This is a genomic window from Campylobacter sp. 107, from assembly GCF_002383835.1.
GTDB classification, from domain to species: Bacteria; Campylobacterota; Campylobacteria; order Campylobacterales; family Campylobacteraceae; genus Campylobacter_D; species Campylobacter_D jejuni.
This window is the reverse complement of record NZ_NXBA01000061.1, coordinates 16,471-38,793: the sequence shown is the minus strand read 5'-3', so window position 1 is coordinate 38,793 and position 22,323 is coordinate 16,471. Positions and strand designations below refer to the sequence as shown.

Sequence of the window (22,323 nt, the reverse complement as noted above, 5' to 3'; positions counted from 1 at the left end):
ATCGTGGGTGATGATACTACGCCTTACTGGCAGGGGGAAAGTAGCTCATTGCGGACTTGTTAAATGTCTTCATTACTTACTTTATATATAAATCCTATGTTTATTTTTATTGTTGTTTTAGATGATACTTAGAATCGTGTTTAAAAAAAGAGTTTGCTGCTGGTTAGGGTTTTTAGAGAGAATAGGGTGTTTTTAGGGATTTGAAAATACTAGAAGGATAAAATTTAAAATTTTCTAAGTTAAAATTACGCAGAATATATTAGCAATATTTTTGAAAAGATGTCGAAAATTTGAAGGCATCAAAATGGATTTTATAAAATTTCTTAATCATTTTCAACCCATATCTAAATCTTCTCAGCAAGCTAGTGTATATAAATCTTTTAAGTTGAATTTAAAACCAAAGACTCTTAATGAAAAAGATGAAAATTCCTCTTCATTTCAAGAGCAAAAAACAGATGTAGCTCAAACTATGCTTCAAAGATTAGAAGATGAAAAATTTTTCAATCAAAAGGTAAGTGATAAAGTAAAAAAGCTGAAAGAGGTATGACTACTATATATTTTAGAGGTCCTATTACAAATAAACTCGTTCGTAGTGCTTTAAGTTCAACAGCTATTAATAAGTTGGAGATTGAATTTGACAAAGAAGATATGACTAAAAGACTTGATGGATCATATATATTAAGTGGAAAAGTTGAAAATTTCGTGGCTGGATGGTATGCTGATATAGCATATACTAGAGCTTATGTGGCTAGCGATAGAAATAATGATGGATATTTAGAAGATTGTGAGCTTGAAGATACGAAAAGTGGTTTTGTAGCACAGGAAACAAATTTAGGACTTTTTGTGCAATCTTATACACAATTAAATGGTAGTGTAGATACTCTATTTGGTTTTGAAAAAGATTTTAGAGAAATGCGTCCAGATGATACTAAAGATACAGATTATGCTGGTAGAACTATAGGTTTAGAGCTTGATAAAATGATAAGAAAAGATGGAGATTTTAATGGAGAGCTTAGTTTTAGCGAAACTGGCATGCAAGCAGTAAAAACCAAAGCTCCAAATTCTGGATGGACTGAAAGTGTAGGTATATTAACTTTAACTAAATTTGATCAAGCTAATACAATAGAAATTAAAGATATCTTAGATAAATTATGTAAAGGCGTAAAAATGATGATTTAAGTGAAGATGAAAAATCTCTACTTAAAATGCAATTATCTGATAAAATTTTTGATGAAGTTGAAGATAAAGAAACTGGGAATAAAAAACTTGTTTTTAATCCGGATAAATTTAAAATTTTCTATGAAGGTTTTGTGGATTTATTTAAACAAAGAAGTGCAAAAATGCTAGGTTTAAAACCTAAAGATGCAACTAAACTTAATTATGACAATCTTGGTGAAATTATCAACGAAATGAAGCAAACTTATTTTGATACAAATTCTATGAGTTATGGAAAAATAGCTGATTTAATTAAAATTTGGGCTTAGTTTTTATAATTATCTTATAAAGTGTATTGTTTTTTTATTTTGATATATTGTATTCTTATAAAAAAGTAACTAATAAAAGTTTAGCCATATAGACTAAATAAAATTAAGTATATTTTTTTATATTTATACTTGACAAAATAACACTCAATGTTGTATAATACTTCTAGCAATCAAAAAATAGAGTGCTAAAAATTTAAGGAAAGAGCTATGAAAAGCCGAGATAAAAAGGATTTGATTTTAGATTCTATCATTCAAACTTATCTTTTAGATAATGTTCCTATTGGTTCAAATGAATTGAATTTAAATCTTTGTATCCCTGCTTCAACTATACGCGTCTATCTTAAAAGGCTTAGCGACGAGGGTTTGATCACTCAGCTTCATATAAGTAGTGGTAGAATTCCTACTATTTTGACAATGCAAAATTACTGGCAAAGTTTTTGGAAAAAAGAACAAGATCAAGATATCAATATCAAAAGTGAGAATTTTTTAAAAGAGTTGAGTAAAGAATTTGAAATTTACTGTCTTGTTTATGGTGGTAGAAGCTTAGTACTTAAAGAAGTACTTGATCTAAATGCTAAGTTTATAGTACTTGATTTTAAAGAAGAAGAGCTCGTTTTAAAATATGAAAAAGAAGCATGGAATTTTTTACAAAGTCTTATAGGATTGGATCTTTTTAGTATAGAAAAAATAGCTTTGAGAGTTCATTTTATAGATCTTGTAGAAAAAATAGCTAGCTTAAGACAAAATTTGATTTGCTATAGAAGCAATGAAGAAAGAGCTTATCAAATTTATCAAAATGATGAATTTGTTAAGCTCTTAGATTGTGGAGTTCATCGTTATTTTAAAGAAAGTCTTGAATTTGAACCTTTATTTAAAGAAGGTTTTATGGGGCTTAAGGTGGATGCGCAGTTTTTGGGCGAAGATGTAAATATTATCTTAGCAGGTAGTGTTTATACGGATTATAAAAAAATATTACAATATATAAAGGAGGCGGCGTGAGCGAGCAAAAGCAAGAATTTGAAAACGAAAACGCAGAAAATTCTGAACATTTGCAAGATGAGAATTTGCAAAATATCGAAGATGTTGAGCAAAACAAATTGCAAAAAGACTATGATGAATTAAAAGACAAATATATGCGTGCAAACGCTGAATTTGAAAATATTAAAAAAAGAATGGAAAAAGAAAAGCTAAGTGCTATGGCTTATGCAAATGAAAGCTTTGCAAAGGATTTGCTTGATGTTTTAGATGCTTTAGAAGCAGCTATCAATGTCGAATGCCATGATGAAATTAGCTTAAAAATCAAAGAAGGAGTGCAAAACACTTTAGATTTGTTTCTTAAAAAACTTGAAAAGCATGGAGTGGCTCTTATTAAAGAAGAAAAAGAGTTCGATCCAAATTTACATGAGGCAATGTTTCATGTAGATAGCGAACATCATCAAAGTGGTGAAGTGGTTACCGTGCTTCAAAAAGGCTATAAAATAGCCGATCGCGTAATCCGCCCAACTAAAGTTAGTGTAGCAAAATAAATTTTAATAAAAAGGATAAAAAATGAGTAAAGTTATAGGTATAGATTTAGGAACAACCAATTCTTGTGTTGCTGTGTATGAACGCGGTGAGAGTAAAGTAATCCCAAATAAAGAAGGTAAAAATACAACTCCTTCTGTGGTAGCTTTTACAGATAAAGGCGAGGTTTTAGTAGGAGATAGTGCAAAACGCCAAGCGGTAACTAACCCTGAAAAAACTATTTATTCTATTAAAAGAATTATGGGCTTGATGATCAATGAAGACGCGGCTAAAGAAGCTAAAACAAGACTTCCTTATCATATTACTGAAAGAAATGGTGCTTGTGCTATTGAAATTGCAGGGAAAATTTATACTCCGCAAGAAATTTCAGCGAAAGTTTTAATGAAACTAAAAGAAGATGCTGAAGCTTTCTTGGGCGAGAGTGTTGTAGATGCGGTTATTACTGTGCCTGCGTATTTTAACGATGCACAAAGAAAAGCGACAAAAGAAGCGGGAACGATAGCAGGACTTAATGTATTAAGAATTATCAATGAGCCTACTTCAGCAGCTCTAGCTTACGGACTTGATAAAAAAGATAGTGAAAAAATTGTGGTTTATGATCTAGGTGGGGGAACTTTTGACGTTACTGTGCTTGAAACTGGCGATAATGTAGTAGAAGTTTTAGCAACAGGTGGTAACGCTTTCTTAGGTGGTGATGATTTTGATAATAAACTTATAGATTTTCTAGCTAATGAATTTAAAGATGAAACAGGCATAGATCTTAAAAATGATGTTATGGCTTTGCAACGCTTGAAAGAAGCAGCAGAAAATGCTAAAAAAGAATTAAGCTCAGCTAATGAAACTGAAATTAATTTACCATTTATCACAGCAGATGCAAGTGGGCCAAAACATTTGGTTAAAAAACTTACTAGAGCTAAATTTGAAGGTATGATTGATTCTTTAGTAGCTGAAACCATCACTAAAATCAATGAAGTAGTAAGCGATGCAGGGCTTAAAAAAGATGAGATCAAAGAAATCGTTATGGTAGGGGGTTCTACTCGTGTTCCTTTAGTGCAAGAAGAAGTGAAAAAAGCCTTTAATAAAGATCTTAATAAGTCTGTAAATCCTGATGAAGTTGTGGCTATCGGTGCGGCGATTCAAGGTGCGGTTATAAAAGGTGATGTAAAAGATGTGCTTTTACTTGATGTTACTCCGCTCTCTTTGGGTATAGAAACTCTAGGCGGGGTAATGACTAAGATTATCGAAAAAGGTACAACTATTCCAACTAAAAAAGAGCAAGTTTTCTCAACCGCTGAAGATAATCAAAGTGCTGTAACTATCAATGTTTTACAAGGGGAAAGAGAATTTAGTCGTGATAATAAATCTTTAGGAAATTTTAATCTTGAAGGAATTCCACCAGCACCACGTGGTATGCCACAAATCGAAGTTACTTTTGATATCGATGCAAATGGTATTTTAACTGTTAGTGCAAAAGATAAAGCAACAGGTAAGGCTCAAGAGATCAAAATCACAGGTTCAAGCGGACTTAGCGAAGAAGAGATTAATAACATGGTAAAAGATGCTGAACTTCACAAAGAAGAAGATAAAAAACGCAAAGAAGCTGTAGATGCTAGAAATGCAGCTGATAGCTTGGCGCATCAAGTAGAAAAATCTTTAAGTGAGTTGGGTGAAAAAGTTGCCACTGCTGATAAAGAAAATATTCAAAAAGCTCTTGATGATTTGCGTGAGACTTTGAAAAATCAAAATGCAAGCAAAGAAGAGATTGAAAGCAAAATGAAAGTTTTAAGTGAAGTTTCTCACAAACTAGCTGAAAATATGTATAAAAAAGATGAGCCAAACACAGCAAATGATAAAAAGAAAAAAGATGACGATGTAATCGACGCTGAAGTTGAGTAATCTTAAAATCTCTATTCAAGCCTTTTTAAAAGGCTTGAAAATTTTTTAAAATTTTAAAGAAATGACAAAAACTGTAAAATATAATTCTTTTATTAGCTTGCTACCTAATTTTTCATTGATTTTTTAACCAATTCTTTTTGAAGTTCTAATTTAAATCAGACAATTCATTTTAGTGCAAGTAAACTAAAAAATTAGCAATAAAATAAAATTAATCTAAAAACTTTTTAGATATAATCTTAATAAACATAAAAGGAAAAATTTGAATTTATCATTTAAAACCTTTGATATTTCCAATACACAACGATCAAAAGCTAAAAAAGTGCAGGGTAAAAAATATGAAATTTTTCTTAATGAAAATGAGCAAAGTCTTATAACTCCTAAAGTGTCTTTTAAAGAAATTTTGAGGTATTATTATCTTTATCCAAAAAATGCCATTCCTTCTTTTAAATTACCTTTTTTCAAGCCTGATTTGAGTGGTTTTAGCACTCCGCATATTACTTGGCTTGGACATTCTTCGCTTTTTATAAGTTTTAAAGAATATAAAATTTTGATTGATCCTATTTTTAACACTCATGCTTCGCCTATTTCTTTTATCAACAAGGCTTTTAAAAATGCTCCTGTTTATAATGTAAATGATTTTAATGAAATTTTTGCTGTGATTATCACGCATTCGCATTTTGATCATTTAGATGCTAAGAGTATAAAAGCTTTAAAAGAAAAAGCACGATTTTTTATCACACCTTTAAAAGTGGGAAATTATCTAAAAAGCTATGGAGTGAGTGAGAAAAAAATCATAGAGCTTGATTGGTGGAGCGGCATAGAATTTGGTGATTTAAAAATCATTGCAACACCTGCACAACACAGTTCAAGCAGGGGAGATGGTAAAAACAAAACCCTTTGGGCTTCTTTTGTGATGGAATTTTTAAGTGTAGATAAGAGAGTGTTTTTTAGCGCAGATGGAGGGTATTTTACACATTTTAAAAAAATAGGTGAGTATTTTGGAGATTTTGACTTAGCTTGTCTTGAAAGCGGACAATTTAATATCGCCTGGCCATATTCACACTCTTTTCCTGAGCAAATTTTAAAAGAAGCAAAAGATCTTAATGCAAAAGCTGTCATGCCTATACATTGGGGGAGATTTTTAGCAGGAACTCATGCATGGAATGAGGTGGTAAAATTTCTTTATGAAAATTTAGATTTACCCCTTATCACACCAAAAATGGGCGAGGCTTATGAAGTAGGAGCTAAATTTAAACAGGATTTTTGGTGGAAAGAAGAATAAATTAACACAAGTTTATAATTTATATTTTGGCTTTTGCTATAGTTTTGTAAAACTAAAAAAGGAGATTTTGTGAAAATCATTCAATGGAATGGAGCGGAATTTAGCCCAAAAGAAGTGAAAATCAATGTTTTAATTGATAATGAAAAAGGTAAAGAAATTCAAATTTTATTAGCTAAAGATAGCGTGATGAAAGAGCATAAAGCTCCTTTTGCTATACATGTTCAAGTTTTAAGCGGTAAAATTTGGTTTGAAGTGGAAAAGGAAAAATTTGAATTAAATGTTTTAGATATGATAAGCCTAGAGGCAAATGTAGCGCATTCTTTAGGTGGATTGGAAAATTCTATAATAAGATTGAGTTTAAATAAATCAGATAGTATTCAAAGGGTAAATGCTGTGCTTAAAAAGCCTTGATTTTATTTTGATTTTATAAGGTTTTAATTTGCTTAAATAATTCTAGGCTTTAACCTAGAATTATTTATAGTTTTTAATGAAATTTGCTATTCTTTCTAAACCTTTTTTGATAAGCTTATCGCTCGTAGCATAAGAAAGCCTAAAATATCCATCCATTCCAAAACCTATACCTGGAACAACGGCAACTTTTTCTTGTTCAAGTAATTTTTGGCAAAATTTCATAGAATCTTTTTCTATTTTTTGTATATTTACAAAAAGATAAAAAGCACCTTCTGGTTTATAAATACTGATCTTTGGGATTTGTTTAAGCATATCTAAGGCTAAGTTACGGCGTTTTTCAAAAGCTTGACGCATTTTTTCTATATCTTCATCACATTCTCCATTTAAAGCAGGAATGGCTGCATGTTGAGTGATGGAGCAAATATTTGAAGTGCTTTGTCCTTGAAGTCTTTTAACGGCTGAAATTAGGGCTTTATTTTTGCTTGCCATATAGCCAAAACGCCATCCTGGCATAGCTCCACATTTGCTAAGTCCGTTAATGGTCACAGTGCGTTTTAAAGCATCTTCGCTTACACTTGCAAAAGCTACAAAATCAAAACCATCATAGCGAAGTTTTTCATACATTTCATCACTTAAAACAGTAATTTGCGTTCCTTCTAAAACTTTAGCAATTTGAGTTAATTCTTCTTTAGAATAAATCGATCCCACAGGATTTGAAGGAGAATTTAGCATCAAAACTTTGGTTTTAGCTGTGATAGCTTTTTTTAATTGTTCAGCGGTAATTTTCAAGCCATTTTCTTCTAAGCCTTCTATAAATACAGGTTTTCCACCTGCAAATTTTACCATTTCAGGATAGCTTACCCAGTAAGGACTAGGGATAATCACTTCATCATCTTTTTCTACTAAACATTCTATACATTCAAAAAGAGAGTGTTTTGCGCCTACATTGGTGATGATTTCATTTGTTTCATAATCAAGATTATTATCTTTTTTAAATTTGATTTGAATAGCTTTTAATACTTCAGGAATTCCTGCAACAGCAGTGTATTTTCCACATCCTTTTTCAATAGCACTTATAGCGGCATTTTTGATGGTTTGTGGTGTGTCAAAATCAGGTTCACCCGCTGAAAAACTAATGATATCCTCGCCTTTGGCTTTAAGTTCATTGGCAAGTGCAGTGATAGCTAAAGTGATAGATTCTTCTAAAACTTGAGATCTTTTTGTAAGCATTTTTCAATCCTTGATAATTTTTGTTTAATTTTAGCAGAAAATTGCATTTTTACAATAAATTTAATTTAAAAATGAGTTGTAAATTTCAATAAATGTGAAAATTTGTATTAATTTTTAGGAAAAATTAATACGCATAATAATACATATAATTTTATGTATTATAAAAAATTATTATTTTTGTGATTCAGGTTGTTTTAATATAAGATTTTCAAGTTCTAAAATTTTCTTTTCTAACTTTTCTAGTTTGTCATCACAATTTGCATCTATAGCTCTAATGTTTTTATTTTCACACTCTTCGATAATATAAGCAGGAATGCCAACGGCAGTTAAATTTGCACCTACATCCTTAACCACTACAGCATTTGAGCCTATTTTGGCATTTTCTCCTATGGTGATATTGCCAAGCACTTTTGCGCCTGAGCCTATGATTACTCCTTTTTTTATGGTTGGATGGCGTTTAGTACCCTTTTCAAGGCTTGTTCCACCTAAAGTAACGCCTTGATAAATTAAAACATCATCTTCTATGATTGCTGTTTGACCTACAACCACTCCATTGGCATGATCTATAAAAATACGCCTTCCAAGTTCTGCTCCAGGGTGCAAATCTACCCCAGTTAAGAATTGTGAAATTCCGCTAATCATTCTAGCAATGCGTTTAAAATTTCTTATGTAAAAAAAATGTGCAAAGCGGTAATTTACTACAGCCCATACTCCAGGATAATTAAAAAAAAGTTCTATACAAGAATTAAAAGCTGGATCTTGTGCCTTTGGCTGAGAAAAATCTTCTTTTATAATACCCCAAAAATTCATCTAAACTCCTATGCTTTTTAAATAACCATTATCATTTAAGAAAAGATAAAGTTCGCCTAAAATATGCTTTTTTTGCTTATCATTTACAAGCTTAGAATTACTTATGCGTTCATTAAGTATATCCATGATAGCGTGTATATCATAGTCTAAATCTTCTAAGGTATCAAGTATGGATTGCGCTTCTATAATCCCCTCGACTTCATAGCCTTTTTCATTGATGCTTATAATAGCTTCAGTAGGATGAGTAAAAAGATTGTGTTTCATTCCAAGTACTTCTTGATAGGCACCTACAAGAAAAAACCCTAGAAAATAATTTTCTTTTTCTACATCTACATCGTGCAAAAATAAAGGTTTATCTTTAGAGTATGAAATTTCTCCATCGCTATCGCAGGTTATATCCCAAATACTTGCACTTCGTGTCGGTTCTTCATCTAAGCGATCAAGTGGCATGATGGGGAAATTCTGTTCTAAACCCCAAAAATCAGGCATGCTTTGAAAGAGCGAAAAATTTACCAAATACCTTTCTTGCACTTCATCTTGTATGGCAAGTAAATCCGCAGGATTTTGCTTATCGCCTAAAAGCAAGATGGCTTTTTTTGTAATCAAATGAGTTAAAATTTCAGCATTGGAGCGATCTTGTAAATCCACATAGCCCAAATCAAAAAGAGTTAAAATACTCTCTAAATGATCTATGCTATCGTGCAAGTATTCTAAAGCATTGGAAGGTTTTATACTTTTATAAAGATCATAAAGCTCATCGATAAGTTTTGGATTTTGTTTTTTAAGTATGAGTTTGTTTTCTGCGTATTCTTGAGAAAAAAGTTCTAATACAGGAGCGATTAAAACAGCGTGATTAGCTGCTACAAAACGTCCACTTTCTATGAAAATATCAGGCTCTAAATCTTTTTTTTGTTCGGCTATGTTTTTTAGGATAAAAACTACATCGTTAGCGTATTCTCTTAGGGTGTAATTTCTACTTTTTTCATTTTTAAATTGTGAGTATTCCACAGCTAAACCGCCGCCAAGATTGATAGCTTTTAGATTTTTAGCTCCCATTTTTCTAAGTTCTGTATAGATATTTCCTGCTTCATTTAAGGCTTTTTTCAAGGGGTGAATTTCGGTAATTTGTGAGCCTAGATGAAAGTGAATCATGGTAAATTGTTCTAAAAGTTTGTTTTCTTTGAGTAAATTTACCGCTTCTATGAGTTCAGTGGATGTAAGTCCAAATTTAGAATTAATCCCACCGCTTTTTGCCCAAATTCCAACTCCAGCAGAATGCAAACGTACACGTAAGCCTATATTTGGTTTAGGTTTAAAGCGTTCTTTAGCTATGTCTATGATAGCTTCAAGTTCATTAAGTCCTTCTATGGTTAAAGTGATATTATGTCCCATTTCAGCTGCGATAAAGCCTATGCTGATAAGTTCTCTATCTTTAAAGCCATTTACGGTAATAGGTGCGCCTTCGTTATTATAAGCCATAGCGAGTAAAAGCTCTGCCTTAGAACCTGCTTCAAGTCCATAGTTATAGTCTTTTCCAAGTTTTACAAGATTTTTTACAAAACCAGGGTATTGATTGACCTTTAAAGGATAAACAGCGTTAAATCCTCCTTTATAGCCAAATTCCTTTCTTGCTTTATTGAAATTTCCGTAAATATTTTCAATTTGTTTTTGGATAAGATGAGGAAATCTTAAAAGTAAAGGCCCCTTGTATCCATCATCTCTTAGTTCTTTAACTATATCAATAATAGCAGGTTTTTTCTCGTAATTGATACAAACTTTACCATTTTTGATAATGAAATTTTCATTTCCCCAAATATCAATACCATAATCCATCATAAAACCTTCTTTAAGTCTGCAATTTTAATCATTTTTTCTTCTTTTTTTGCTAAATTTTTATAAAACAAACTTTCATTTTGTGCTTCATTTTCTCCCATGCAAAGAAAAATTTCAGTATTATTTTTATCCGCGTTTTCAAGATGTTTAGCTAGTTTTCTTGCTTCATAGCTTAAAAGCACTTTATATTCTTTTCTTAAATTTGTAGCGATATGCAAAAGTTTTTGGATATAAATTTCATCCATAGCACAAAGATAAATTCCTTCTCTTTGAATCTTTTCTTCTTTTTGTTCTAAAATAGTTATAATTCTTTCTATACCCATGGCAAAACCTATACCATAGCCACTTTTTCCACCTAAATACTCTATAAGTCTATCGTAGCGTCCTCCACCTGCGATAGCAGCCTTTGCTCCTATTTCATCGCTTATAAATTCAAAAGCCGTTTTAGAATAATAATCCAAACCCCTCACAAGTTTTGAATCTAACTCAAATTTAACTCCATTATCCTTTAAAATTTGTTGCAGTGTTTCAAAGTCTTTTTGGCAAGAGGTGCATAAATTATTGATCAAAAGCGGAGCATTTTCAAGCAAATTTTGACAATGCTCATTTTTACAATCTAAGACACGAATAGGATTTAAATTTTTTCTACGCAAACAATCTTCACAAAAACCTTCTTTGGAATCTAAGAATTCAACGAGCCTATCGCGGTATTTTGGCAAGCATTGTGAGCAGCCTAAAGAATTAAGTTGAAGTTTAAAATCAATACCAAGGCGTGAGAAAATTTCTACTAGCATTAAAATAATGCTTGCATCTTCATAAACATTAGGTATGCCAAGGCTTTCAACTCCAAATTGATGAAATTCTCTTAAGCGACCCTTTTGAGGTCTTTCATAACGAAACATAGAACCATGATAAAACCATCTTTTCACACTAGTGTTTTTATCGAGTTTTTTTTCTATATAGGCACGCACCACCCCAGCAGTTCCTTCAGGACGCATGCAAACATGATTTTCACCTTTATCGATAAATTCATACATTTCTTTACCTACTATATCAGAACTTTCTCCTACGCTTCTTTTAAAAAGGGTGCAAAGTTCTAAATGCGGTGTGTTGATAAAAGTAAAGCCATAGTTTTTAGCTACTTCTTCGCAGGTTTTAATCACTTTTTCATAATAATAAGCATCTTTATCTAATAAATCTTTCATTCCTTTTAAAGCGTTAATCATTGTAAAAATTCCTTTATTTGTTGGTGTAATTTTTCTTTACTTCCTTTTGCGTCAAGTGTTAAAATTTCTATAGAAATTTTTTCTTTTAAAAAATGAAGTACTTTTTCGAGTTTATCTTGCACGCTTAAAAAATACTCAATGCCACGTTTTTCTATGCTATCTAGTTCTTTTTGACTGAGGCGTTCTTGGATAAGGCTTGCATCTCCTTTTAAAAAGATAATTTTTTGTGGAAAAAAATTTTCTAAAGCAAAACTATTTAAAGCAAAAAGCAAATCGTTTTCAAAATCTTTGGCATAAGCCATGCCTGAAATAAAACTTCTATCGCTGATAATGAGTTTGTTTTGATTGGTTTTTAAGATTTCTTCAAAATGTTGAGCACGATCAGCTAAAAAAAGCAAGAGTTCAGCTCTTTTGCTAATAGGATGAGTTTTATTAAGTAAAATTTCTCTTAAGTGCTTTCCAAGTTCTGTTCCACCAGGTTCGAGTGTGAAAATGGCGTCTTTGTAAATTTCTTTTAAAAGTGAAATTTGCGTACTTTTTCCTACGCAGTCAATACCTTCAAAAACTACATACAAGATTGATCCTTTAAAAAAGGTAGAATTTCTTTTGGAACAAGAGAACTTACATCACCTCTATGTGTTACTATAGAACGCACAATAGAACTTGAAATAAAAGCATGTTTTAGACTTGGCATAAGATAAATGGTTTCCATATCTTCCCAAAGTGCGTGATTTGCATAGCCAATTTGCAATTCGTATTCAAAATCACTCACTGCTCTAAGTCCACGGATTATAGTATTGACTTTTAATTCTTTGGCTAAATCTACAAGTAAATTATCAAAAGCAATGATTTTAACATTTTTTAAATTTTGTGTTGCGAGCAGGGCTAGTTCTTTGCGTTTTTCTAAATCATAGCAAGGTTTTTTATGTTCACTTTTTGCTATAGCAACGATGACTTCATCAAAAATTTTTAAAGCCCGTTTTATAACATCTAAATGCCCGTTGGTAATAGGATCAAAAGTCCCAGGATATAAACAAGTCATTTTTGCTCCAATTTTTTTTAAAAATATAACAAATTTAAACTAAAAATTTTGCCATTTTTCATATAAATTGTGTTTTATTTCTAAAAGATCTAACCATTTACCTGCGATAAAATTTTCCATTTGCTCTAGATTGTTTGCTTTAGAATAGCTTGCGATAATAGGAGGGGCGATGATAACTCCCATTTGGCTAAGTTTTAACATATGTTCTAAATTTAAAGTAGAAAAAGGCATTTCACGTACCCCTAAGATGAGTTTTTTTCTTTCTTTTAGGGCTACTGCTGCAGCACGCATTAAAAGAGTGTCTGCAAAACCAGCGTGAATTTTTGCTAAACTTGAAATCGAACAAGGAGCAATGATGGTTTTTTCTATTCCAAAAGATCCACTTGCTACACTTAGACTTAAATTTTTATCATCTAAAAAATGAGTGTATTTAAAATTTTCTTGACAAATTTCTTCTAAATTTACTTGATTTTCAGTTTTGAAGCTAAGTTTTGCACCTTGGGTTAAAATACAATAAAGTTCGCATTGATTTTCTAAATTTTTTAATAATTTTAAGCCTAAATTGACACTGCTTGAACCAGAAATTCCCAATAAAACTTTCATTGTATAATTATCCTATTTTTACCCACTACGATACCTTGCATAACTTTACCTTCTTTGTTTTTTGCACGAATCCTTTCGCCCATATTTGCACTTTGCAAAGCCACAAGTTCGATTAAAACATCAACATTTGCTTCGCTTAAAACCCCGATTATAGGATCATTTCGGCGTATTAAAGCTGTGGTTTTAAACATATTTGCTCTCAAAATGGTATTTTTGTTAATGTTGCTTTTAGCTACAAGATTATCCACATCATCTAAGGTTAAGGCATTTAAAGGAACTTTATCAAAATCAATCAATACGCTTTTATAGTCAAAAGCTCCAAGTTTATCTCCTCTTTTTATAGCGCGTTCGCTTTTTAAAACTTCTAAATTTGCTTGAATGAAATATCTAAAAAATACATTTTTTTGTATATTTTGCGGAGTTTTAAATTCAGCCCTTAAAAAGCCTTGTGCTTGATTAAAACGTCCATTAGCGATTCTTAGAAATTCATATTGATCAAAATCTTTAGGCAGTGATGTTATTTTTAAATCAATTTGAGAAATTATAATTTTAGGGAAATTATTTCTAAATTCTTTAGCTAGTGCTGTTTTGATTTCTTCTAAACTAGCTGCTTGGATATAATTTATCACAATAAAAAAAGTTAAAAAAATAATTTTCATTTTTATCCTAAGAATTTATAATGCAATAAATAGTATTTTAGCTTTTATAAGTTTAACAAAGCCTTTAGAAGGCTTTGTATAGAGTTAAAAAGCAGGGATAACAGAGCCTTTGTATTTTTCTATGATAAAATTTTTAATTTTATCGCTTGTTAAAATTTCCTTGATAACAAGACTTTTTTGACTTGTTTCTTCGCCTCTTCTTGCAGCTAAAACAATAGCATATAAACTATCTTTATCTTCTATAAAAATACCATCTTTTAAAGGGTTTAAACCTGCTCCAAGAGCATAGTTTGTGGTAATAACAGCCAAATCAGTATCATTTAGGGCCCTTGGAAGTTGTGCGGCTTTAAGCTCTATAAATTTAAGATTTTTTGGATTTTTACTTATGTCAATAGGGGTTTTAAGGGTGTTTTGACTTTTAAATTCTATTAAATTTGCTTTAGCTAGCAAATCAAGAGCTCTGCTTTCATTAGTAGCATCATTAGGTATAGCGATTTTAGCACCATTAGGAATGTCTTTTATATCTTTTATGGAGTTAGAATATATAGCCATAGGAACTAAAACAATAGCACCTAAAGAACTTAAATTTGTTCCTTTATGGGTATTGAAATCATCTAAAAAAGGTTTATGCTGATATAAATTTGCATCCAAATCTTTCTCATTTAAAGCGATATTAGGTATATTATAGTCATTAAATTCTTTAACTATTAACTTCCAACCTTTTTCTTGAAATAAGGGTTTGGAGAAATTTAAAATTTCGGCATAAGGTGTTGGTGTTGCACCTATGATTATGGTTTTATCTGCTCCAAAACTAAGACTAATTGTAAATAAAACACTTAAAAATATTTTTTTAATATTCATCTATACTCCTAAAAAGCTGGGATTAATATATCTTTATAATGTTCATTAATGATGGCTTTAAATTTATTGCTTCTTAAAATTTCATCAATTACTTTGGTTTTTTCGCTATTTTTATCTTCTGAGCGTACCACAACATAATTTACATAAGGGCTATTTTTATCTTCCCTAAAAATAGTATCTTTACTTGGATTTAGACCGGCTCCAAGTGCGAAATTAGAATTAATTATAGCAATATCAACATCATCTAAAGCCCTTGGAAGTTGTGCGGCTTTAAGTTCTATAAATTTAAGTTTTTTTGGATTTTTGTTTATGTCCAATGGAGTTTTTAGAGTATTTTTGTTAAGCTCTATTAATTTTGCTTTCTCTAAAAGCTCTAAAGCTCTGCTTTCATTGGTGGCATCATTAGGTATAGCAACTCTAGCACCTTCTTTAAGATTTTCTAAATTTTTGATTTTTTTACTATAAACTCCTACTGGAGCTATAAGTACAGGCGTTGTTGCAATTAAATTTGAACCTTTCTTTAGGTTGTATTCTTCTAAAAAAGGTTTGTGTTGATATAAATTTGCATCAAGTTCTTTTTCCTCTAGTGCACGATTGGGCAAAATATAGTCTGAAAATTCTACTATTTTAAGCTCATACCCTTTGTTTTTAAAATCATCTTTCATTAGTTCTAGTAAGCTACCAAAAGGATTTGGAGTGGCTCCTATAGTAATGTTTTGTGCAAATAGACTAGATAAATTTAGAATGCAAGCGAGTATAATAATTTTAAATAAATTCATAAAAACTCCTTTGTATTTAAGAAAAAAGTCCCTAGGTAAGGGACAAAATTAAAAAGCAGGTAAAACAGATCCGTTGTATTTTTCTATGATAAATTGTTTGATTTTATCACTTTGTAGAGCTTGGATTAAGGCTTTGATTTTTGGATCGTTTTCATGTCCCACTCTTACAACAAGAATGTTTGCATACGGGCTTTCTTTATCTTCGATAAATACGCTATCTTTTGCAGGATTTAGATTTGCAGAGAGAGCGTAGTTGGAATTAATTACAGCAAAATCAACATCATCTAAAGCCCTTGGAAGTTGTGCGGGCTTTAATTCTACAAATTTAATTTTTTTAGGATTGTCTATAATATCAAGAGGTGTTTTTAAAGCTTTATCTTTAAATTTTACCAAACCTTTTTTTGCAATAATATCTAAAGCTCTACTTTCATTGGTTGGATCATTTGGAATGGCGATTTTAACTCCTTCTTTAATATCATCTAGACTTTTATATTTCTTGGAGTAAACAGCCATAGGTTCTATGTGTATGGCAGCTACTTTGATAAGTTTAGTGCCTTTGTTTTTATTAAATTCTTCTAAATAAGGAGTATGTTGGAAAAAATTTGCATCGGCTTCTCCGTTATCAACAGCTAGATTAGGCAAAACATAATCTGTAAATTCTTTAATTTCAAGCTTATAGCCTTGTTTTTCTAAATCAGGTTTTACTTGTTCTAGGATTTCGGCATGAGGGACAGGGGTTGCTGCAACTGTGATGGTTTCTAATGCATTTGCATTAAGACTTAATGTTAAAATACTTGCTATAAATAAAGATTTGATTTTCATTTTTTTCCTTTTTAGTCATTTTGTGCTTGCTTTAATCTTAATAAATTCACTCTGACTATCAGGAAGAAGCATGTAAAAACTTGTTGATAGTCAGATTAGCGCATCTGATACATCATTTTAATTCCTTTAATTTTTTGTTTAAATTTTACTTAAAAAAACTTATATTTATCTTAAGAGGAGATATAATCTCCTTATTTTTTGAAACCTTTATAAAGCAAACTTCCTAAAAATAAGATAAAAACAATTACTTGCCAAAAGAAATTTTCATTATTGTTTATATTGATAACTATGTTAACTCCAAGTAAAATCAATAGAGTGGCAATGATATATGTAGTTTTACTATTTTTGGCCCAAGTATAAAATAAATTACCTAGAATTTGAACTAACTGAACTAATATAAGTAAAATAACTACAGTTTGAATCATAACTTCTTTGTTGAATCTTTCATAACCATAGCGAATAGCTACATCTCCTAATCCTCCACCACCGACAGTTCCAGCAAGAGCAGAAAAACCAATGGTAAAGATCAAAGTTAGGGTAATTCCGCTAATTATAGCAGGAAGGGCTTCACTAAAGATAACCTTGAAGATAATTTGAATATTGCTAGCACCATAACTTTTTGCTGCTTCTATAATTCCTTTGTCTATTTCTTTAAAAGCGCTTTCAAGCATCTTTGCCAAATAAGGAGCTATTCCGATAGCTAAAGGAACTATGGCAGCATTTGTACCTATGCTTGTGCCTACTATGATTTTAGAAAGTGGCAAAAGAACAACTATAAGAATTAAAAATGGAAAGGCGCGTAATATATTGGTAATAAAATCTAAAATACTATAAGCGATTTTATTTTCTTTAATTCCGTTTTTATCCCAAATAGCAAGTAAAATTCCAGGAATGATAGCCAATAAAAATCCAAATAGTACAGCCATTAAACTCATATAAATTGTTTCATTAAGCGCAGATTTTAAAATGTTTTCATAATTTTCATTGAAACTCGTGATAGAACTTAAACTCACTTCTTTAATATCCTGCCAAGAAAATTCATTAAAAAATTGAGAAATTCTACTAAAAAAAGCACTGAGAATAGAGATGTTTTCTTCATTCATGATGCCACCTCCCATAATACTCCACTTTTTTCTATGTAATCAAGAACCTTGTCTTTATCCTTTTCATTTATATTTATAACTAAATTTCCCAAGGCTTTTCCATTCAGTTTTTCTATTTTACCCCAAACTATGTTAAAATCTATATTTAGAGTTCTTGCCATATGAGTGATGACGCTATTTTGGGCAACTTCTTTTGGAAAGTAAAGTTTGATATTAAGTCCGTGCTCAGGCAAGAAGTCGCTTTCTCCTAAAAATTCTTTCATTTTGGCATTAGGCCTTAAAAAAAGCTCATCAATTGCTCCGCTTCCTATGATTTGTCCATGTTCAAGTAATAAAGCTTTTTGAGCTATGTCTTTTACCACATCCATTTCGTGAGTTACTAAAACAACAGTAATCCCAAATTCAGCATTGATTTTAGATATAAGCTCTAAAATATTTTTTGTAGTGTTTGGATCAAGAGCCGAAGTAGCTTCATCACTAAGTAAAATTTTTGGGTTTAAAGCTAAGGCTCTAGCAATAGCAACGCGTTGTTTTTGTCCCCCGCTCAGTTCTCTTGGATAGGATTTATTTTTATGATCAAGCCCTACGATTTCAAGCAAAGAATTGACTTTTTGGACAATTTCTTTTTCACTCATGTATTCTTTATTAAAAAGCTTGGCATGAAATTTACACTGAGTATAGTGTGTTCTTAAAGGCATAGCAACATTTTCAAATACATTTTTGCGTTCCATTAGGGCAAAATTTTGAAAGATCATCCCTATATCTTTTCTAAGTACTCTTAGCTCTTTTGATTTTTTTTGACTTAAATCTTTAATTTCTTGATCAAAGACTTTTAAGCTTCCTTCTTGATAATTCTCAAGTCCATTGATACATCTTAAAAGAGTGGATTTTCCAGCTCCACTATGACCTACTATGGCGTAAATTTCACCCTTTTTAATCTCCAAAGAAACATCGTTTATCACGAGTTCTTTGCCATAATATTTTTTTAAATTTTTTATTTTGATCAAATTTTCAACCTCTTAGATTTTGAAGTTCAACTGATATTTTTTCAAGTTGAATTTTTAAATTTTTTAGAGCTTCTTTATTTTGCTCCACCACCTCTTTAGGTGCGTTAGCAATGAATTTTTCATTTGAAAGCATGGAGTTAAGCTTGAAGCTTTCTTTTTCAAGTTTATTTTTTTGATTTTCAAGTCTTGTTAAAATACCACTTAAATCAATATTTTCAAGCGCAATAAAAATTTCTAAATTCTCGCTAACATCACATATTGCCTTTGGTAATTTTTCTTCACTAAATTCTATTTGCTCGCACTTTGCGAGCATCATGATAAAATTCATATAAGCTTTGATTTCATCTTTGATTTTTTTATCGTTAAATTTGATATAAGCTTTTTCTATTTTAGAATTTCCAAGATCGATTAAACTTTTAGCACGGCGGATACCAACTATGCTTTCTATGAGCAAAGAAAAGATTTTTTCTATATTTTTATCTTGTTCTTTAAAATTTGGATATTTGCTTATCATAATAGAAGGGCTTGTTTTAAGTTCTGTATCGCTTAGTTTATGATACAAATATTCACTGATAAAAGGCATAAAAGGATTTAAGAGTTTTAAAGCTTCTTTGAAAATACTGCCAAGTTCTTTAACGCTCGATTTTTCTGCTTTGCTAAGCTCTATACCCCAATCGCAAAAATCATCCCAAAAGAATTTATATAGAGTATTGGCTGCATCATTAAAGCGATAATTGTCTAAATTTTCTCTTACATCTTTAACACAAGTTTGAAATTTGGTATAGATATATTTTGCTAATTCTGAATGAAGTGTGATATTTTCCAAATCTTCAAATTTGCTTTCATTTAAAAGCAGATAATTTGTAGCATTATAAATTTTATTTGTAAAATTCCTAACTTGCAAAAGTTTATCATTGCTAAGTTTAATATCGCGTCCTTGTATAGCAAGAAGCGCTAAAGTAAAGCGTAAAATATCAGCACTATATTCTTTAATGCTTTCATTTGGGTCAATAACATTTCCAAGGCTTTTGCTCATTTTTCTACCTTGCTCGTCTTTTACAAGAGCGTGTAAATAAATATCTTTAAAAGGAAGTTGATGTAAGGCATTAGTGCTTTGAAACATCATTCTAGCCACCCAGAAAAATAAAATATCAAAACCTGTAATGAGTAAAGAATTAGGGTAAAAATCTTTTAAATCCTTTTCAGACCAAATTTTATCTTTACCCCAATTTTCATTTCCCCAGCCTAGAGTACTCATAGCCCAAAGCCCCGAAGAAAACCAAGTATCAAGCACATCTTCATCTTGTTTGAAATTTTGACTTTGGCATTTTGGGCAAGCTTTAGGCGTATGTTGGCTTGCCCATTCATGGGAGCATTCACAATAATATACAGGAATTTGATGTCCCCACCAAAGTTGTCTTGAAATACACCAATCTCTTAAATCTTTCATCCAGGCATTAAAGCTATTTATCCAGTGATTTGGATAAAATTTGCTTTCGCCAAGTGCGACTTTTTCTATACTTTCTTGAGCGATTTCTTTTTTTACAAACCATTGCTTGGAGATATAAGGTTCAACTACATTGTTGCAACGATAACAATATCCTACCTGATTGTTATGTTCTTCTATTTTTTCTATAAAGCCAAGACTTTCAAGTTTGGCTACGATTTTTTCTCTTGCTTCTAAGCGTTCTAAACCTTGAAACTCTAAACAATGTTCGTTTAAAATTCCTTTTTCATCAAAAACACTTATAAATTCTAAATTATGTCTAAGTCCTACTTCATAGTCATTCATGTCATGAGCGGGAGTAACTTTTACAACCCCTGTTCCAAATTCTTTTTCTACATGTTCATCAGCTATGATTTTAATGGCTTTTTTACTTATAGGCAAAATCACTTCTTTGCCCACAAATTTAGTATAGCGTTCATCATCAGGATGCACCATAACTGCAGTATCGCCAAAAAAAGTTTCAGGACGCGTTGTGGCTACTACTAAAAATTCATCGCTATCTTTTAAAAAGTATTTAATATGATAGAGTTTTCCTTTGTTTTCTTTGTATTCAACTTCTATATCACTTAAAGCACCATCGTGAGTACACCAATTTATCATGTAGTTTCCACGTACAATAAGTCTTTTATCGTAAAGTTCTACAAAGGCTTTTTTCACTGCATTGGCTAAACCTTCATCCATAGTAAAACGCAAACGACTCCATGCAGGAGTGATGCCTAGTGTTCTCATTTGGTCTAAAATTTTTCCACCGCTTTGCTCTTTCCACTCCCAGACTTTTTCTATAAATTTTTCTCTACCTAGTTCTTCTTTTTTAATGCCTTGAGCAAGGAGTTGTTTTTCTACAACATTTTGAGTGGCAATACCTGCGTGATCAAGCCCTGGTTGATAAAGTACCTTATAACCGTCCATTCTTTTGTAACGCGTCATAATGTCTTGTAGAGTAAAAGTTAAAGCATGTCCTATGTGTAAAACTCCGGTGACATTAGGAGGAGGCATCATAATGCAGAAATTTTTATCTTTTTCTTGTATGGTTTTATTGCCATCGATTTCAAAATATCCGCGTTCTTCGCAAATTTGATAATACTCTTTTTCTAAATTTTTATCATACATTATTTGCCTTTATTGTTTTAGCTTATTTAATAGAGCTAATTTCTATAATTTCACAAAACGGGAAGAAATATTGTGCTGTATTAAGTCCAGTTTTCAAACTTTTGATATGTTTAGAAAAATCACTTCCTTTGCCATCTTTTTTAATTTGAAGTTTAAGTCTTTCTAAAATTTCTTCACGTGCTACATGTTCATTTAATTCTTTTGGATTGTTTAAATATGGGCTTAATCTATCTAGACTAATATATTTATAAGCTTTTTTCATATCTGAAAAGATAATTTCTTTGTTATAGATAGTTAATTTCATTTCCCCTTTTGGTAGCATTTTAACAAAAACACTTAGATAGTAATCTTTTGCATTATCTTGTATAACGCTTAGCATATCTTTTAACAGATTGATCCTGTATTGGCTTAAAAATTTTCCATCTAAAATATAAACTTTCATATTTTCTGTGCTAAGCTCAGGTTCTAAACGACTGTTTTTTCCTATGTTTAGATACTCTCTAGCGGTGTTTAGATATTTATTTTTGTTTGATTTGTTTGATTGAAGTTCTTTTTTTACAGCTCTTTCTCTTTCTAAGATCTTTTGTTGTTTACTGATTTCTTTTTTAAGAGCTTCTATTTTGGCTTGTTTATTTTCTTGTTTTAATTTTCCTTTATCCGTATCTAAAATTTGCTTATTTTCATTTGTATTAATATTATTACTTGTATTGGTGTCATTATTTAAGCTTTGATTGTTTTCGCTTATTGATGTATTAAATGTATCATTATTTAAGCTTTGATTTTCATCTAATAATGGGTTTGTTTCTTGCTTTTGGATGGTATTGTTATTAGTATTTACATTTGATGAACTATTGTTGGTTTGGATCGAGGGTGAATAGGGATTATCGTAGTTATTGGTATACGATTTTTGTTCGGTGTAAGTGTTGGTATTTAAGGTGTAATTCTTTGGTTTTGAATATTCAAAAAGATAATAATAGGTTCCACCTAATATTACAATAACAGCAATTAATATGCCAACAATAATAGAAAAAATTTTCAAATTCATTTGCTATCCCTTAAAAATAGAAAGTTAAATAATTTTAGCATTGTACTATAATCTAATATAAAGTAATTTTAAATTTTTATATTTTTAAG

The 22,323-nt window shown here is 30.9% G+C and carries 23 protein-coding genes and 1 pseudogene; 8 read left to right on the top strand and 16 right to left on the bottom strand.

Annotated elements, in window-relative coordinates; all coding sequences use genetic code 11:
- Positions 1 to 304 precede the first annotated feature (304 nt).
- The 6 genes from BGS40_RS09510 to dnaK all read left to right on the top strand — a co-directional run bounded on the left by BGS40_RS09510 (position 305) and on the right by dnaK (position 4,904).
- The gene (locus BGS40_RS09510; RefSeq protein ID WP_167840566.1) at positions 305 to 547 is read left to right on the top strand and encodes a hypothetical protein; all 243 of its coding nucleotides are present in this window, start codon (positions 305 to 307) and stop codon (positions 545 to 547) included.
- Entirely contained in the window at positions 544 to 1,179 is a 636-nt protein-coding gene (locus tag BGS40_RS09505) for a hypothetical protein (protein ID WP_180753110.1), read from the top strand. The genes BGS40_RS09510 and BGS40_RS09505 overlap by 4 nt, the downstream gene beginning before the upstream one ends.
- A 26-nt stretch (positions 1,180 to 1,205) precedes the next feature.
- A complete protein-coding gene (locus BGS40_RS09500; protein WP_180753109.1) occupies positions 1,206 to 1,484 on the top strand; it encodes a hypothetical protein in 279 nt (92 codons plus the stop codon).
- Between the two features lie 207 nt (positions 1,485 to 1,691).
- The gene (locus tag BGS40_RS07305) at positions 1,692 to 2,483 is read left to right on the top strand and encodes an HrcA family transcriptional regulator (RefSeq protein WP_052797745.1); all 792 of its coding nucleotides are present in this window, start codon (positions 1,692 to 1,694) and stop codon (positions 2,481 to 2,483) included.
- A complete protein-coding gene (gene grpE, locus BGS40_RS07300; protein ID WP_057042748.1) occupies positions 2,480 to 3,010 on the top strand; it encodes a nucleotide exchange factor GrpE in 531 nt (176 codons plus the stop codon). Before BGS40_RS07305 ends, grpE begins: the two co-directional genes overlap by 4 nt.
- A 22-nt stretch (positions 3,011 to 3,032) precedes the next feature.
- Positions 3,033 to 4,904 carry a molecular chaperone DnaK gene (gene dnaK / locus BGS40_RS07295; protein WP_096738560.1) on the top strand — a complete coding sequence of 624 codons (1,872 nt, stop codon included), beginning with the start codon at positions 3,033 to 3,035 and terminating at the stop codon, positions 4,902 to 4,904.
- 45 nt (positions 4,905 to 4,949) lie between these two features.
- Here dnaK and BGS40_RS09950 read toward each other — a convergent pair.
- Positions 4,950 to 5,059, bottom strand: a pseudogene (locus tag BGS40_RS09950) (flagellar basal body-associated FliL family protein); the annotation flags it as partial.
- Positions 5,060 to 5,163: 104 nt separating this feature from the next.
- Here BGS40_RS09950 and BGS40_RS07290 point away from each other — a divergent pair.
- Together BGS40_RS07290 and BGS40_RS07285 are read left to right on the top strand one after the other, a co-directional pair.
- Positions 5,164 to 6,186, top strand: coding sequence for an MBL fold metallo-hydrolase (locus BGS40_RS07290; protein WP_087691903.1), 1,023 nt, complete (start codon positions 5,164 to 5,166; stop codon positions 6,184 to 6,186).
- A 69-nt stretch (positions 6,187 to 6,255) separates the two neighbouring features.
- On the top strand, positions 6,256 to 6,597 hold the full coding sequence (locus BGS40_RS07285) for a cupin domain-containing protein (protein ID WP_002886555.1): 342 nt from the start codon (positions 6,256 to 6,258) through the stop codon (positions 6,595 to 6,597).
- A 60-nt stretch (positions 6,598 to 6,657) separates the two neighbouring features.
- Here BGS40_RS07285 and BGS40_RS07280 read toward each other — a convergent pair whose 3' ends face one another.
- From BGS40_RS07280 to BGS40_RS07210, 15 genes are all read right to left on the bottom strand, one after another.
- Positions 6,658 to 7,827, bottom strand: a complete 1,170-nt coding sequence (locus tag BGS40_RS07280; protein WP_087691901.1) for a pyridoxal phosphate-dependent aminotransferase — start codon at positions 7,825 to 7,827, stop codon at positions 6,658 to 6,660.
- Between the two features lie 171 nt (positions 7,828 to 7,998).
- Positions 7,999 to 8,637, bottom strand: a complete 639-nt coding sequence (cysE, locus tag BGS40_RS07275; protein WP_096738559.1) for a serine O-acetyltransferase — start codon at positions 8,635 to 8,637, stop codon at positions 7,999 to 8,001.
- A complete protein-coding gene (gene speA / locus BGS40_RS07270; protein WP_087704346.1) occupies positions 8,638 to 10,473 on the bottom strand; it encodes a biosynthetic arginine decarboxylase in 1,836 nt (611 codons plus the stop codon). It abuts the gene before it with no gap.
- Complete coding sequence (hisS, locus tag BGS40_RS07265) at positions 10,470 to 11,696, bottom strand: histidine--tRNA ligase (protein WP_052781888.1); 1,227 nt, start codon at positions 11,694 to 11,696, stop codon at positions 10,470 to 10,472. Before hisS ends, speA begins: the two co-directional genes overlap by 4 nt.
- A complete protein-coding gene (gene tmk, locus BGS40_RS07260) occupies positions 11,693 to 12,271 on the bottom strand; it encodes a dTMP kinase (protein WP_002893244.1) in 579 nt (192 codons plus the stop codon). The genes hisS and tmk overlap by 4 nt, the downstream gene beginning before the upstream one ends.
- Positions 12,262 to 12,738 carry a pantetheine-phosphate adenylyltransferase gene (coaD, locus tag BGS40_RS07255; protein WP_002893242.1) on the bottom strand — a complete coding sequence of 159 codons (477 nt, stop codon included), beginning with the start codon at positions 12,736 to 12,738 and terminating at the stop codon, positions 12,262 to 12,264. The genes tmk and coaD overlap by 10 nt, the downstream gene beginning before the upstream one ends.
- A gap of 39 nt (positions 12,739 to 12,777) precedes the next feature.
- Positions 12,778 to 13,341 (bottom strand): UbiX family flavin prenyltransferase, encoded by a 564-nt coding sequence (locus BGS40_RS07250; RefSeq protein ID WP_002893241.1) that lies wholly within the window; start codon positions 13,339 to 13,341, stop codon positions 12,778 to 12,780.
- A complete protein-coding gene (flgA, locus tag BGS40_RS07245; RefSeq protein ID WP_044260560.1) occupies positions 13,338 to 14,000 on the bottom strand; it encodes a flagellar basal body P-ring formation chaperone FlgA in 663 nt (220 codons plus the stop codon). The genes BGS40_RS07250 and flgA overlap by 4 nt, the downstream gene beginning before the upstream one ends.
- An 84-nt stretch (positions 14,001 to 14,084) precedes the next feature.
- Positions 14,085 to 14,861 (bottom strand): MetQ/NlpA family ABC transporter substrate-binding protein, encoded by a 777-nt coding sequence (locus tag BGS40_RS07240; RefSeq protein WP_057096283.1) that lies wholly within the window; start codon positions 14,859 to 14,861, stop codon positions 14,085 to 14,087.
- Positions 14,862 to 14,869: 8 nt separating this feature from the next.
- Positions 14,870 to 15,640, bottom strand: coding sequence for a MetQ/NlpA family ABC transporter substrate-binding protein (locus tag BGS40_RS07235; protein WP_052790166.1), 771 nt, complete (start codon positions 15,638 to 15,640; stop codon positions 14,870 to 14,872).
- A gap of 48 nt (positions 15,641 to 15,688) precedes the next feature.
- Complete coding sequence (locus BGS40_RS07230; protein WP_002872575.1) at positions 15,689 to 16,462, bottom strand: MetQ/NlpA family ABC transporter substrate-binding protein; 774 nt, start codon at positions 16,460 to 16,462, stop codon at positions 15,689 to 15,691.
- Positions 16,463 to 16,653: 191 nt separating this feature from the next.
- On the bottom strand, positions 16,654 to 17,565 hold the full coding sequence (locus BGS40_RS07225) for a methionine ABC transporter permease (protein ID WP_096738558.1): 912 nt from the start codon (positions 17,563 to 17,565) through the stop codon (positions 16,654 to 16,656).
- Complete coding sequence (locus tag BGS40_RS07220) at positions 17,562 to 18,572, bottom strand: methionine ABC transporter ATP-binding protein (RefSeq protein WP_057042759.1); 1,011 nt, start codon at positions 18,570 to 18,572, stop codon at positions 17,562 to 17,564. Before BGS40_RS07220 ends, BGS40_RS07225 begins: the two co-directional genes overlap by 4 nt.
- A 4-nt stretch (positions 18,573 to 18,576) precedes the next feature.
- Positions 18,577 to 21,189: a valine--tRNA ligase gene (locus tag BGS40_RS07215; protein ID WP_057042761.1), complete on the bottom strand. Its 2,613-nt coding sequence runs from the start codon at positions 21,187 to 21,189 to the stop codon at positions 18,577 to 18,579.
- Between the two features lie 22 nt (positions 21,190 to 21,211).
- Positions 21,212 to 22,234, bottom strand: a complete 1,023-nt coding sequence (locus tag BGS40_RS07210; RefSeq protein WP_002918812.1) for a hypothetical protein — start codon at positions 22,232 to 22,234, stop codon at positions 21,212 to 21,214.
- Positions 22,235 to 22,323: the final 89 nt, after the last annotated feature.